The sequence below is a fragment of the Acinetobacter sp. TWP2-2-3 genome, from assembly GCF_049896445.1.
Classification (GTDB): domain Bacteria; phylum Pseudomonadota; class Gammaproteobacteria; order Pseudomonadales; family Moraxellaceae; genus Acinetobacter.
Map to the genome: position 1 here is coordinate 20,558 of NZ_JAFCUI010000007.1, position 13,610 is coordinate 34,167.

The 13,610-nt window shown below is 42.9% G+C and carries 11 protein-coding genes; 9 read left to right on the forward strand and 2 right to left on the reverse strand.

All coding sequences use genetic code 11. The features are described from left to right. The first annotated feature begins 223 nt into the window (after positions 1 to 223). Together ACP7AK_RS10760 and ACP7AK_RS10765 are read left to right on the forward strand one after the other, a co-directional pair. Positions 224 to 1,567 carry a dicarboxylate/amino acid:cation symporter gene (locus tag ACP7AK_RS10760; protein WP_195725817.1) on the forward strand — a complete coding sequence of 448 codons (1,344 nt, stop codon included), beginning with the start codon at positions 224 to 226 and terminating at the stop codon, positions 1,565 to 1,567. Positions 1,568 to 1,726: 159 nt separating this feature from the next. Next, on the forward strand, positions 1,727 to 2,869 hold the full coding sequence (locus ACP7AK_RS10765; protein ID WP_425879878.1) for an acyl-CoA dehydrogenase family protein: 1,143 nt from the start codon (positions 1,727 to 1,729) through the stop codon (positions 2,867 to 2,869). 84 nt (positions 2,870 to 2,953) lie between these two features. On the opposite strand, the gene ACP7AK_RS10770 is transcribed toward ACP7AK_RS10765, so the two are convergent. Continuing rightward, positions 2,954 to 3,472: a DJ-1/PfpI family protein gene (locus tag ACP7AK_RS10770; RefSeq protein ID WP_074383309.1), complete on the reverse strand. Its 519-nt coding sequence runs from the start codon at positions 3,470 to 3,472 to the stop codon at positions 2,954 to 2,956. A gap of 488 nt (positions 3,473 to 3,960) precedes the next feature. Between ACP7AK_RS10770 and pheA the strand changes: the two genes are divergently transcribed. The 5 genes from pheA (at position 3,961) to ACP7AK_RS10795 (ending at position 9,470) form a co-directional block, all read left to right on the forward strand. Continuing rightward, positions 3,961 to 5,070: a prephenate dehydratase gene (gene pheA / locus ACP7AK_RS10775; RefSeq protein WP_004645570.1), complete on the forward strand. Its 1,110-nt coding sequence runs from the start codon at positions 3,961 to 3,963 to the stop codon at positions 5,068 to 5,070. Positions 5,071 to 5,136: 66 nt separating this feature from the next. Further along, on the forward strand, positions 5,137 to 6,228 hold the full coding sequence (gene hisC / locus ACP7AK_RS10780) for a histidinol-phosphate transaminase (RefSeq protein WP_425879879.1): 1,092 nt from the start codon (positions 5,137 to 5,139) through the stop codon (positions 6,226 to 6,228). Between the two features lie 3 nt (positions 6,229 to 6,231). Continuing rightward, positions 6,232 to 8,478, forward strand: a complete 2,247-nt coding sequence (locus ACP7AK_RS10785) for a bifunctional prephenate dehydrogenase/3-phosphoshikimate 1-carboxyvinyltransferase (protein ID WP_425879880.1) — start codon at positions 6,232 to 6,234, stop codon at positions 8,476 to 8,478. A gap of 99 nt (positions 8,479 to 8,577) precedes the next feature. Further along, positions 8,578 to 8,940: a hypothetical protein gene (locus ACP7AK_RS10790; protein ID WP_425879881.1), complete on the forward strand. Its 363-nt coding sequence runs from the start codon at positions 8,578 to 8,580 to the stop codon at positions 8,938 to 8,940. Continuing rightward, positions 8,928 to 9,470: a GNAT family N-acetyltransferase gene (locus ACP7AK_RS10795; protein WP_425879882.1), complete on the forward strand. Its 543-nt coding sequence runs from the start codon at positions 8,928 to 8,930 to the stop codon at positions 9,468 to 9,470. Before ACP7AK_RS10790 ends, ACP7AK_RS10795 begins: the two co-directional genes overlap by 13 nt. A 33-nt stretch (positions 9,471 to 9,503) precedes the next feature. Here the strand turns inward: ACP7AK_RS10795 and ACP7AK_RS10800 are convergent, their stop codons facing one another. Further along, positions 9,504 to 10,136, reverse strand: coding sequence for an alpha/beta hydrolase (locus ACP7AK_RS10800; RefSeq protein ID WP_425879883.1), 633 nt, complete (start codon positions 10,134 to 10,136; stop codon positions 9,504 to 9,506). A 123-nt stretch (positions 10,137 to 10,259) separates the two neighbouring features. Here ACP7AK_RS10800 and yaaA point away from each other — a divergent pair, with 123 nt between their 5' ends. Both yaaA and ACP7AK_RS10810 read left to right on the forward strand, forming a co-directional pair. After that, entirely contained in the window at positions 10,260 to 11,042 is a 783-nt protein-coding gene (yaaA, locus tag ACP7AK_RS10805; protein WP_005247421.1) for a peroxide stress protein YaaA, read from the forward strand. 1,208 nt (positions 11,043 to 12,250) lie between these two features. Continuing rightward, positions 12,251 to 13,573 (forward strand): NCS2 family permease, encoded by a 1,323-nt coding sequence (locus ACP7AK_RS10810; protein ID WP_004645563.1) that lies wholly within the window; start codon positions 12,251 to 12,253, stop codon positions 13,571 to 13,573. Positions 13,574 to 13,610: the final 37 nt, after the last annotated feature.

Below are 13,610 nucleotides of genomic sequence, written 5' to 3' on the forward strand. Positions count from 1 at the left end.
AGGCAATTTTTAGAGTCTGTTTAATTTTTCTTAATCTCTTTCTCCCATTTAATACTTTGGTCTGATGCTGAGTGTCAGATTCAATGCATGGCTGATTATCATTTTGAACATTCTCTTGAGCCTTTTGAGATTTGATCCGGTTCACCCTGAGAAGGGATGAAGAGGTCAGTATATTTCTCAAAATGGTCTTTCTTATTTTTGATATCGTTCAAGTAGATTTATTATGGCGAAACAACCAATTTATAAGTCACTGTATTTTCAAGTGATTGTGGCCATTATCGCAGGTATTCTGGTCGGGCATTTTTCGCCTAGTGGTACGCAAATTATCAATGGCGTAGAACAACATGTCCCTGGCTTGGGTGAACAGCTTAAACCGCTTGGTGATGCATTTATCCGTCTGATTAAAATGATCATCGCACCTGTGATTTTCTGTACCGTGGTGAGCGGTATTGCGGGTATGGAAAGCATGAAATCAGTCGGTAAAACTGGTGGTGTTGCTTTACTTTACTTCGAGATCGTATCTACGATTGCTTTGGTCATCGGTCTGGTCGTGATTAACATCGTCAAGCCTGGCGTGGGCATGAACGTTGATCCTGCTTCACTGGATACCAGTGGCATCAGTAAATATGTTGCTTCAGGTGAGTCACAATCGACTATCGACTTCCTGATGAACATTATTCCAAATACGGTTGTGGGCGCATTTGCAGAAGGAGAAATCCTGCAGGTTCTATTGTTCGCGATCATCTTTGGTTTTGCACTGCATAAGCTGGGTGATCAAGGCAAGCCAGTCCTGAAACTTATTGACCAGATTTCACATGTATTCTTCAACATCGTGAACATGGTGATGAAACTTGCTCCAATCGGTGCATTTGGTGCGATGGCCTTTACCATTGGTAAATATGGTATTGGTTCTCTTGCTCAGCTGGCACAGTTGATCATTTGTTTCTATGTCACCTGCGTACTGTTTATTTTCATCGTATTGGGCTCAATTGCGCGTTTTGCTGGTTTCAGTATCATGAAGATGATCCGCCTGATTCGCGAAGAACTTCTGATTGTACTGGGGACGTCATCTTCAGAATCAGTACTGCCACGTATGTTGAAGAAACTGGAACTTGCCGGTGCTGAAAAATCAGTGGTAGGTCTGGTGATTCCAACTGGTTATTCATTTAACCTGGATGGTACGTCGATTTACTTGACGATGGCTGCAATCTTTATTGCGCAAGCAACCAATACGCAACTTGACTTGTCTCATCAAATTACCCTGCTTCTGGTACTTCTGATCTCATCTAAGGGTGCGGCAGGCGTGACTGGTTCAGGCTTTATTGTGATGGCGGCAACTTTGGCTGCTGTAGGGAATATTCCTGTTGCAGGTCTGGCATTGATTCTCGGTATCGATCGTTTCATGTCTGAAGCTCGTGCCTTGACCAATCTGGTCGGTAACTCTTTGGCGACTTTAGTGGTTGCGAAATGGGTGGGCCAGTTAGATATGGACAAGCTGAACTATGCTTTAGCAAATCCTGCAGAAATTGACGAAAAAATGGCACAAGAAGGCAATAACGCTCACTAATTTTGAGTCTGTCTTTCATGTCTAAAAGGGAAGCTTCGGCTTCCCTTTTTTATTGACTGTGAAGTTAGTAAAAAGATGAATGCCGGCACATGACAGGGAGCAGGAAAGTCGATAGTCTGTGAAAAGGAAACTAAAATGATAAACAACAAGGACAATAGAATGCTTGCCTACGATGCCGATCTAGAATTATTCCGCGATAATTTTAAACGCTTTATGAACGAACATGTCGCACCGTACTACGACCGGTGGGAACGTGAAGGTCTGATGCCGCGTTCAGTCTGGAATGCACTCGGTGAAAATGGCTTCTTGTGTGTCGATGTTCCAGAAGAATATGGTGGCTATGGGGTGCCGACCGATTATTCCTTGATGCTGATCGAAGAATCTGCACGTGCCGGATACAGTGCCATTGCCACAGGTCTGTCTTGTCATTCCGATATTGCAGCACCGTATATCCTGCGTATTGGTACTGAAGAACAGAAAAAATACTGGTTACCAAAAATGGTCACCGGTGAAGTGGTCGGTGCGATTGGCATGACCGAGCCAGGTGCAGGTTCAGATTTGCAAGCCATGCGTACTAGTGCCATCTTGCAGGATGAATATTATCTGTTAAATGGCTCAAAAACCTTCATTTCCAATGGTCAGCATGCTGACTTGGTAGTGCTTGCGGTCAAAACCGATCCTCAAGCCCGAGCTAAAGGCGTTTCATTGCTGCTGGTCGATACCCATCTGGAAGGCTTTAAAAAAGGCACTAATCTGGACAAGATTGGTCTGCATGCTCAGGATACGTCTGAACTGTTCTTCGACAATGTTAAAGTGCCAAAGGACCAATTACTGGGTCAGCCGGGACAGGGATTTGCTTACCTGATGCAGGAATTGCCACGTGAGCGTACCGCCATCGCTGCCACCGCTCTAGGCGCCATTCGTGGCTCGATCGATGTGACCACACAATATGTGAAAGAGCGTCAGGCTTTTGGTCAGGCGATCGGTCAATTCCAGAATACTCGTTTTGTGTTGGCGCAAGCGAAAATTGATGAATTGGCAACTGCAGCATTTTATAACCAGAATCTTGAGCTTTATATGCAAGGGAAGCTGGATGTAGAAACTGCAGCGGCATTGAAAAGTTTTTCTACCGATATGCAGATGAAAATCGCGGACAATCTCCTGCAATTATTTGGGGGTTATGGCTATATGACTGAATATCCAATTTCACGTTTCTTCGTTGATGCGCGGATTCAGCGGATTTATGGTGGTACTAATGAAATCATGAAAGAGATAGTGGCACGTGGTCTGTTAGGACGTTAATAGCTCACTCATAAAAAAAGAGTCCCGAAGGACTCTTTTTTATAGGGGAGAACATGGCCAAGATGGGAAATATTTTTTAAGACTTTATGATTTTAAGACATCCAAACATTCATGAATAAAAATGGGTAAATCATTGGGTAGACGCGATGAAATCAACTGATTATTGTCATTCACCAGTTCTACATCATAATAGGTTCCACCCGCATGCTGTACGCGACTCGCATGCGCCCGGATACTGGTAATAATCCGATTTTTCAGCACATCTGCTTCACACAGTAATAAGGATGCATCACATAAACTGAAAATAGCTTTTTTGGCCTGATTGAAGGCATGGATGAACTGTAGCACCCGAACATCGGTAGAGAGAGAAACCGCAGATTCGCCCCCTGGAATCAGCAAGGCATCAAAGTCATCAATACTGATTTGTTCGATACCACGGTCGATGGTCACGGCAGAACAGCCATGCAGCCCATAGACCACTTTGCCTGCGTTAAGTTCGATATTGCAGACGCTATGATGGGCAGCCAGCAAGGCAGCCACTGGCTCTAGGTATTCTTGGTCTTCAAAATTATTTGTTATAAGTACTGCTATTCTTTTTGGCATGATTGATCCCCCCAACTCATGATTTAAATTAGACTAGCTGTTAAAGGTTGAAAAAACGTCTCCACTTTGTAACAGAGTAGTAATTTCATGTAAAAAATTTAGGAAAATCAATATTAAATAAGAGAGATGAGCGTGAGGAGCGTGCATTTTATTGTGAAAGATATCTCAGATTTTAATAGGTCAAAAAAGACAAGTACAAAGCTATTATTTTAATTTTCTTATGCTTAAAACCGCTATATAGATTAAGAAATAGTGATATTTCATATTCATTAAAATCAGTTAAGATGGACAGGCTAAGTTTACAATTTGATAATGTAAATCAAGCCAAAATGCTGAACTAAATGTTACCAGATATGACTAAAAGCGATGAGTGGTTAAAACCAACTGTCTGTTTTTAAGACTTAATCTAGCAATGTCATATTGCGTAACATTTTAAAGCTCACTATTGTTATACTGAACAGATAAGGTTTATGAAGGGCGACATAACAATGATCAACGACGATCAAAACACCACGACTTCTCTTGATTTGGCAAAAATTCGTGAAGATATCGATTCTGTTGATCAGCAAATTCAGCAATTGATTAACCGTCGGGCACGTTTGGCTGAAGCAGTGGCAAAAGCAAAATTTGCCTCAGAAGAGAATCCGCTGTTTTACCGTCCAGAACGTGAAGCTCAGGTTTTGCGTAATGTCATGGAACGTAATGAAGGGCCATTGTCTGATACCACCATGGCACGTCTGTTCCGTGAAATCATGTCGGCCTGTCTGGCACTCGAAGCGCCGCAAAGCATTGCTTTCCTTGGCCCAGTCGGGACTTATACCCATTCTGCGGTACTCAAGCACTTTGGTCATGATGCTGTGGTTCGTCCTTTACCGACCATTGATGAAGTTTTCCGTGACGTGGAAGCAGGCAGTGCCCATTATGGTCTGGTGCCGGTAGAAAATTCCTCTGAAGGCGTGGTCAACCATACTTTGGACTGTTTTAAAACATCGAACCTGAATGTGATTGGCGAAGTTGAATTACCGATTCACCATCAGTTCCTGATTTCTGAAAATACCCGTAAAGACAGCATCAAACAGATTTATGCGCATCAGCAGACTTTGGCACAATGCCGTAAGTGGCTGGATGCTCATTATCCAGGTGTGGAACGTGTCGCTTTAAGTTCCAATGCGGAAGCAGCACGCCGTATTCGTAATGAATGGCATTCTGCTGCAATTGCTTCTGAAATTGCCGCGAGTATCTATGACCTCGAAATCATGCATAGCAATATCGAGGACAATCCGGAAAATACCACACGCTTCCTGGTGATTGGTCGTGAAAAAGTGCCGCAAAGTGGTAATGACAAGACTTCATTACTAATCTCAGCGCATGATCGTGCCGGAGCTTTGCTGGAAATTCTGGCGCCGTTTGCCAAGCACAATATCAGCCTGACCAGTATTGAAACCCGGCCTGCACTTCCTGAAAAATGGGCTTATGTGTTCTTCATTGATCTTGAAGGCCATATTGAGCAGGAACACGTGAAAGCAGCCATTGAAGAAATTCGTCCTTTGGTTAAAGAAGTTCGCGTGCTCGGTTCATATCCTGCAGCTGTACTTTAAGTCAGCTATACGTGGTCAGGGCGAGGGTGCTGACCACTGTTTTATACCTAAAATTGGAAGTCTAAAATGTCGTTTGTTCCAGCCAATTCAGGCATCTCAAAATTAAAGCCATATCAACCGGGTAAACCGATCAGTGAACTTGAGCGCGAGTTGGGTCTTACCGATATCGTCAAACTGGCTTCAAATGAAAATCCGCTGGGTTGTTCAGATAAAGTCAAAGAAGCGGTCGCTGCGGAAATTTCTGAAATTGGCCGTTATCCGGATGGTGGTGGTTTTATCCTGAAAGATCAGATCAAGGCCCAGTTTGGTTTTAATCACGATCAGATTACCTTGGGGAATGGTTCAAACGACTTACTGGAAATGTTTGCCCGCGCATTCGTTTCAGAAAATGATTCGGTGTTGTATAGCCAGCATGCTTTTGCAGTTTATGCATTGGTGACTCAAGCCATTAATGCACAAGCGATTGAAGTGCCAGCTAAAGGCTTTTCGCATGACTTGGAAGCAATGGCGGCTGCCATTCAAGACAATACCAAACTCGTCTTCATTGCAAACCCGAATAATCCAACAGGAACCTGGTTTGAAGAAGCTGAATTTGAAGCGTTCATGCAAAAAGTTCCTGCCAATGTCATCGTGGTTCTGGATGAAGCCTATGTGGAATATTTCCCGGAAAACTTCAACAGCTTGAAATTCCTCGCGCAATATCCAAACCTGATCGTTAGCCGTACTTTGTCGAAGTGCTATGGTTTGGCTGCACTACGTGTTGGTTTTGCTCTGGCTTCAGTAGAAGTGACGGATTATCTCAATCGTATTCGTCAGCCATTTAATGTCAACCATCTTGCGATGGTGGCTGCGGTGGCTGCACTGAAAGATGAAGATTTTATCGCGCGTTCTCGTGAAGTGAATAAAGCCGGTATGGCGCAACTTGAAGCTGGTTTTAAGGCTTTGGGTCTTAACTATGTGCCTTCACGTGCCAACTTTATCTTGGTAGATGTACAGGCAGACCCATCAGCAACCTTCAATGGTCTGCTCAAGCAAGGGGTGATTGTGCGTCCGGTCGGTATTTCTAATCACATTCGGGTATCGATTGGTACTGAAGCAGAAAATGCGAAATTCTTGAGCGCATTGGCTAAAGTACTCGGTTTAGAGGCAAAAGCTTAAACCATGTCGCAGCCACTGTTTGAAAAAGTTGCATTTATCGGGCTTGGACTGATTGGTTCAAGTCTGGCGCGTGTCATTCGAGCCGAGCATTTGGCCAATGACATTGTTGCATCGACACGTTCACAAAAGACTTTGGAAGATGCTAACTCTCTTGGCCTGATTTCCGAAGGCTATGCCGATCCTGTAGAGGCGGTCAAAGGCGCTGATCTGGTGGTACTGGCATTGCCGGTACGTGCCACGCAAAAGGTGCTGGAAGCTATCAAGCCTTATTTATCTGCCAATACCATTATTACTGATGTGGGTAGTACCAAAGGTAATGTGGTCGATGCAGCGAAAGCGGTTTTTGGCGATGAACTGCCTGAAGGTTTTGTACCGGGCCATCCGATTGCAGGTGCCGAGCATACCGGGGTGCATGCAGGTAAAGTTGATTTATTTGTCAATCACAAGGTGATCTTGACGCCACTGCCAAGCAGTGCAGACTGGGCCGTCGATAAACTGATTCAGCTGTGGCAAGCGGCGAAAGCCGAAGTGATTTGTATGGATGTCGACAAGCACGATGAAGTGCTGGCGCATACCAGTCATCTTCCGCATCTCATGGCATTCAACTTGGTTGAGCAATTGGCCAAGCGTGAAGACAATTTAGATATATTTCGTTATGCTGCCGGTGGCTTCCGGGATTTCTCGCGAATTGCCGCTAGCGATCCACAAATGTGGCATGACATCTTTTTTGCCAACAAAAAAGCAGTTCTGAATGCTGTTGATGGCTTTGAACAGCAGCTCGCGATTATTCGCAAATTGATTGAAGATGAAGATTCCCACGCATTGATGGGCTTATTGGGTCATGCGCAGGCAGCTCGCCAGCATTTCAACCATATGCTCGCCAAGAAACCTTTCATGGAGAAAAATAAAGTGACACAACAATTTACCATTCAGCCGGGTGCCAAGAAATTTCAGGGTAAATTTACCGTGCCAGGTGACAAATCTGTGTCACATCGCTCGATCATGTTTGGTGCGATTGCAGAAGGTACCACACATGTGACCGGCTTTTTGGAAGGTGAGGATGCTCTAGCGACACTGCAAGCTTTCCGTGATATGGGAGTCAGCATTGAAGGCCCTAAAAATGGTGAAGTCACCATTCATGGTGTTGGCATGCAAGGCTTAAAAGCGCCGCAGTCTGCCATTTATATGGGCAACTCAGGCACTTCAATGCGTTTGCTGTCGGGTATGCTAGCAGCACAGAAATTTGATTCAGTGATGACAGGGGATGCGTCATTGTCTAAACGTCCAATGGAGCGTATTGCCAAGCCTTTACGTGAAATGGGCGCGCAAATTCAGACCACTGGTGAGCGAGGTACGCCACCTGTATCCATCACCGGCAACCAAAACCTGAAAGGGATTCAGTACGATTTGCCAATGGCCTCTGCTCAGGTGAAATCAGGGATTTTACTTGCAGGTCTATGGGCAGAAGGTGAAACTTCGGTGACTGAACCAGAACCAACACGCGACCATACTGAACGTATGCTACGTGCCTTTGGTTATGAAGTGAAAACCGAAGGTAATCGAATTTCACTGCAAGGTGGCGGAAAGCTGGTTGGAACCAATATTCAGGTGCCTTCAGATATTTCTTCTGCTGCTTTCTTTATGGTCGGTGCGGCCATTACTGAAAACTCGGATGTGACCCTTGAAGCAGTTGGCATTAACCCGACCCGTACTGGTGTGATCGAAATCCTCAAGCAAATGGGTGCGGACATTACAGTTGAAAACGAGCGTATTGCAGGCGGTGAACCGATTGCCGATATTCGTATCCGTGGTACACGTACCTTAAAAGGCATTCATATGCCGGAAGATCAGGTGCCATTGGCAATTGATGAATTCCCGGCGCTATTCATTGCGGCTGCATGTGCCGAAGGTCAAACCATCCTGACCGGTGCTGCCGAGCTTCGCGTAAAAGAATCGGATCGTATTCAAGTGATGGCCGACGGTCTTCAAACCATGGGCATCGACTGTACCCCAACTGAAGATGGCATCATCATTGAAGGTAAGGGTAAGTCCGGTGACTGGTTGCCAATCTTTACGGGTGGTGAAATTGAATCGCATCACGATCACCGTATCGCGATGAGTTTTTCGATTGCCGGTTTGCGTAATTCGGAGCAGATCAAGATTGTCGGTACTGAAACGGTCGCAACCAGTTTCCCGACCTTTACAGAATTGACCTCAATCGCAGGATTGCCAATTCAAGTGTCAGAATAATTTTTAAAATTATGTGAAACAGCCAAGCTTTTGCTTGGCTGTTTTGTTTATATTGCTTATGCTAAACCCATATAAGAAAAAAGCCATTTGGAAGTAGCGATGCGAAAATTAAAATTCATGGCCAATACCCAGAGCCAAACACCACGGGATGGTCAGGAAACCCAGGAATATGTAGCACATTTACTTGCCGAAAAATTAGGCAAATATGGTTTTCAGACCTTAAGCCAAAGTGGAGCTCAGGTTGCCGTCAGCGTGGAAGACCATGCGCTGCCTTTATCTGTGAGTTGCGAAACCAGAGATGAACAAGGGCATCTGGTTTGTGAAATTGCCTCATATCCTGAAGAACAACAGGACTGGCTGGATCGTATCACCGAAAGAAGTTTGCTTAATCAGCTTGCACAGGCAGTGGAAACCTCTCTAAAAGAGCAGGAAAGCTTTAGCGAGTTTGAATGGAAGAGCTAATTCAACAGAATCAATCAGCTTTGCCTACACTGCAAAGTCAACGCTTGATCCTGAATTGTTTTAAATCAGCCGATGCCAAAGAAACTTATGCTTCAATTACGCCGAGTTTGACACGTTTTATGGCGTGGGACCCACCACAATCTGAACAGGGATTTGCAACAGTCTGGCAAAATTGGCTGGAAAATATGACTGATTATAAAGAATATGTATTTGTGATCCGTCATATTGAAACACAAGAATTTATTGGGCTATGTGGTTTGCATCGACTTCATGATGAAATACCTGAAGTCGGTATCTGGATTCGTGAAACTGCGCATGGTCATCATTATGGACATGAGGCAGTGCATTGTGTTGTGGCCTATGCTTTTAATACATTAGGGATTCAAGTCTTAAGCTACCCGGTAGCAGAAGAAAACTGGGCTAGCCGTAAAATTGCAGAACGCTTGGGTGGAAAAATTCTCTGTTACATCGATAAGCCTAAATATCGGGCTGTGATGTATGAAATTTTTGCAGAAGATTTTGTCTTTTAATAAAAAAACCCATCATCTGATGGGTTTTTTTATTTAGCCAAGCGCTAAGTACCGGGTCATTGCGATCCGTAATTGCTTTAAATAGCCGGTAAAGAAATGGTTGGCACCAGGTAATACGGTCACTAAATGGCGTTGTGGCTTTGCCCATTCAATCATATCTGAGAGCAAAGTCACTTCATCGGCTTCACCGTGAATGAACAGAATGTCGCCTTTGATGGCTGGTGTCACATAATGACGAATACCAGCTACTGTTGCAGTCGGCAGACCACATAAAATGGTTTGCTTTGGTTGCAGTTCTACCGGTAAGGCTGCATAGCTTTTTGCCATGACATGCGCACCAAAACTAAAACCGCCTGCATAAAAAGGCAGGGCAATATGCTGGTTGCGAGCGAACCGAATGACTTCTAATACATCATCCGTCTCACCGAAGCCCTCGTCGTGTATACCTTCACTTTGACCAGAACCACGGAAACTTGGACGATACACAATACAGTCACGTTCCAGATACATTTGTGCCAGTAAAACCGGAACCTTATGTTGTGGTGTACCGCCTTGCAATGGATGGGGGTGACAAACTACCGCGAATCCTTTCACTTCACCCTGAGGATAATCCACAAAAACTTCAATCTGACCCGCAGGCCCTTGAAGAAAAATTTGCTCGGGCATATAAAAACCGATGATTAACAGGAGAATCGTGCATTTTAACGATTATGGTGAATAAAAACATGAATTGGAATTAAAATAAGCAGACTGATATAGTTTGATTAATCATTTTTTGACCAGGTTGCCATGCTCGCTTTAATTTCTCCAGCCAAAACTCTCGATTACGATACTCCATTACCGACTGACCAATTTACTCAAGCGAGATTATTAGAACATTCACAGGACTTGATCAACGTTTGTCGCACACTTTCTGCAACAGAAATTTCCAGCTTAATGAGTGTTAGTGAAAAAATTGCCACTTTAAATACCGCACGTTTTAATGACTGGCAACCGGATTTTAATTTAGCCAATGCCCGTCAGGCGATTTTTGCATTTAAAGGCGATGTCTATACAGGTCTGGATGCCTATAGTTTAAAACATGAAGATCTGCACTATGCACAAGACCGTTTACGCATGTTGTCTGGATTATATGGACTCTTACGTCCCTTGGATTTGATGATGCCGTACCGTCTGGAAATGGGAACCAAATTGGCCAATTCCCGCGGGCATAACCTATATGACTTCTGGGCACATCACATTACTGATCTGATTAATCAGGATCTAGCAGCAGCAAATTCTGAAATCCTGGTGAATATTGCCTCTGATGAATATTACAAATCAGTCAACGAGTGCAAAATTCAGGCAGACATTATCAAGCCGGTATTTCTAGATCAGAAAAATGGCAAATATAAAGTGATTAGTTTCTATGCCAAAAAAGCACGCGGTCTCATGGCGCGTTTTATGATTGAAAATAAAATTGATCGTATAGAGGGGCTAAAAGCTTTTAATACTGATGGCTATTATTTCGATGCAGACAGTTCACTCAAAGGAGAACTGGTGTTCAAGCGTGATGAACAACTGAGTGCATAAATGAGATGATTCCCAGTATCCAGCATGAGGATATATATGCCGGATATTGGGATGTCGTTATTATGGTTAGGTTCTTGAACTATGTACATGCATGTGATGTGAGTAGGGAATAATAGACAGCATCATGACAACTATAAAATCTGTAATTCTTGAATATCAGGTAGAGCTTCAAGGTAATTAAAAATAAAAAATATCGCTAAACATCTTGAAATCCCTAGCAAAATCTCCCTTATTTAGATCATTTTATTCTAAAAATTAAAGTTGAGCATTCTTGGAAAAGGCCGATAAAATAAATCGAAATAATTTCTATTGAATAGGTTAGATTTCATTTATCTCCATATCTTAATTTTGAATAAACTTCTTTTAGAGAGTTTGAAAAATATATTAAATTCAATTATTTATTGTTTGTTTGAAAGAGTTTTTAATAGTATCGATTTTTTGAAAAAAGAATTATAAATTAATTAAGTATTAATAAATAAAACGACATAAAATTAATATTTAGAGGATAAATAAATGCCTTCTATCGGGTTAAATGTAAACTATGTCACAAGTTTGTTAGGTTTTTTGTTAGCATAATTGCATAGTGTTACAAAGCAGCATAATAAAAATGAAAATATATGCTATCCCTGTTTTTGCCTTAATGATCAGTTTATTAGGATTTTGTGTCCATAAACAGTCCGAAATCAGAAAATATGAAAAGATCCGTCATGTCTTGAACGATGGACGTGATTCAAGCAAATTGCTGGAATCCAATCGGCATCGACATTAAGCAGCTTGTACTACCTTCCTCCCGGCAATTGGGCTAGATTAATAAAATTAAACTAATAATAAATATAATAAATTTTTTTCAATATTCATCTGGAATATATTAATTTCTAATAAAGTGTAAAATCAAATAAGCAATAATAAATCAATGTGTTATAATTTGCCAACGATCAGGATGAAGCAGAATCCATCTTGTTAAGCATTTGATTTAAATCGTAAAATAAAGCTGCATAAAGGTTATGCAGCTTTTTTGTTTAGATTTTTTTTGGGTTTTTATAGCATAGCCCTGGGGCTGTAAGCTGTTCCAACATTTTAACCCGTCAAATGGCTATGCTGGCATATTCGTTGCTAACACATCCTTAAAATTGATGAATTTTTTTATAAAGTTTCATTTATTTGACGGCTTGCTTAAAGCATTAAGTTTACTCAATAGGGGCTAGGTCATGACGACTCCTAATCCATCTTCAGAAAGTATGCTTGAACGTCTGTTTAAACTGAGTGAAAACAAAACCAGTTTCCGTACAGAAGTTCTTGCCGGTGTAACTACATTCTTAACGATGTGTTACATCATTATTGTCAATCCGATGATTTTGTCCGAAACGGGGATGGATCATGGGGCTGTCTTTGTAGCAACCTGTCTTGCAGCCGCGATTGGCTGTTTAGTCATGGGCTTGATTGCAAATTATCCAATTGCACTTGCACCAGGCATGGGCTTAAATGCCTTCTTTACCTATTCCGTCTGTTTGGGAATGGGTGTGCCTTGGCAAACAGCACTCGGGGCTGTGTTTATCTCCGGTCTTGTGTTTATTGCGATCAGCATGTTCAAAATCCGTGAAGCCATTGTAAATGCGATTCCAATGTCGCTGAAACTGGCCATCGGTGGTGGTATTGGCTTATTCTTGGCGCTGATTGCTTTGAAAAATGCCGGCCTGATTGTGGATAATCCCGCTACGTTGGTAGGTTTGGGTGATTTAAAACAACCATCGGTTTTGCTTGCATTATTTGGTTTCCTTCTGGTTGTTGTGATGCATCACTTTAAAGTGCGTGGTGCGATCATCATCAGTATCTTGGTGTTAACCGGTATTTCAGCAGCATTGGGTCTGAGTGAATTTAAAGGTGTGGTGGGCGCAGTACCATCGATTGCACCAACATTTATGCAAATGAGCTTTGAAGGTCTATTCACTGCCAGCTTAATCGGGGTGATTTTTGTCTTCTTCTTGGTCGATTTATTCGATTCAACCGGTACGCTGGTTGGTGTTTCGCACCGTGCAGGCCTGTTGAAAGATGGCAAACTGCCGCGTTTGAAAAAAGCACTTTTTGCGGACTCTTCTGCAATTGTTGCAGGTGCAGCGCTGGGTACATCTTCGACTACGCCATACATTGAATCTTCTGCGGGCGTAGCAGCCGGTGGCCGTACAGGACTAACTGCTGTTGTAGTCGGTATCCTGTTTGTTGCCTGTTTGTTCCTGGCTCCATTGGCACAGTCTGTACCAAGCTTTGCAACAGCGCCAGCGCTGTTATTTGTCGGTGTCTTAATGATTCAAGGTATCGTGCATATTGACTGGGAAGATATTACAGAAGCAGTTCCTGCATTTTTAACCATTGTATTTATGCCATTTACCTATTCAATTGCGGATGGTATTGCGATGGGCTTCATCAGCTATGCACTGATCAAATTGTTAACCGGTAAGGCATCAACAGTACCGTATATGGTCTGGATTATTGCAGTACTATGGACGCTTAAATTCGCACTATTTGGCGGCTAATTTTTCTAGATTTGGAAAGGGTGTAAACTCAGTTTGC

What these genes read in the sequence shown, in the direction of transcription:
- ACP7AK_RS10790 (WP_425879881.1), top strand. Translation starts at nt 8,578, where the DNA reads ATGCGAAAATTAAAATTCATGGCCAATACCCAGAGCCAAACACCACGG.
- pheA (WP_004645570.1), top strand. Translation starts at nt 3,961, where the DNA reads ATGATCAACGACGATCAAAACACCACGACTTCTCTTGATTTGGCAAAA.
- ACP7AK_RS10810 (WP_004645563.1), top strand. Translation starts at nt 12,251, where the DNA reads ATGACGACTCCTAATCCATCTTCAGAAAGTATGCTTGAACGTCTGTTT.
- ACP7AK_RS10770 (WP_074383309.1), bottom strand. Translation starts at nt 3,472, where the DNA reads ATGCCAAAAAGAATAGCAGTACTTATAACAAATAATTTTGAAGACCAA.
- ACP7AK_RS10785 (WP_425879880.1), top strand. Translation starts at nt 6,232, where the DNA reads ATGTCGCAGCCACTGTTTGAAAAAGTTGCATTTATCGGGCTTGGACTG.
- ACP7AK_RS10795 (WP_425879882.1), top strand. Translation starts at nt 8,928, where the DNA reads ATGGAAGAGCTAATTCAACAGAATCAATCAGCTTTGCCTACACTGCAA.
- ACP7AK_RS10765 (WP_425879878.1), top strand. Translation starts at nt 1,727, where the DNA reads ATGCTTGCCTACGATGCCGATCTAGAATTATTCCGCGATAATTTTAAA.
- ACP7AK_RS10800 (WP_425879883.1), bottom strand. Translation starts at nt 10,136, where the DNA reads ATGCCCGAGCAAATTTTTCTTCAAGGGCCTGCGGGTCAGATTGAAGTT.
- ACP7AK_RS10760 (WP_195725817.1), top strand. Translation starts at nt 224, where the DNA reads ATGGCGAAACAACCAATTTATAAGTCACTGTATTTTCAAGTGATTGTG.
- hisC (WP_425879879.1), top strand. Translation starts at nt 5,137, where the DNA reads ATGTCGTTTGTTCCAGCCAATTCAGGCATCTCAAAATTAAAGCCATAT.
- yaaA (WP_005247421.1), top strand. Translation starts at nt 10,260, where the DNA reads ATGCTCGCTTTAATTTCTCCAGCCAAAACTCTCGATTACGATACTCCA.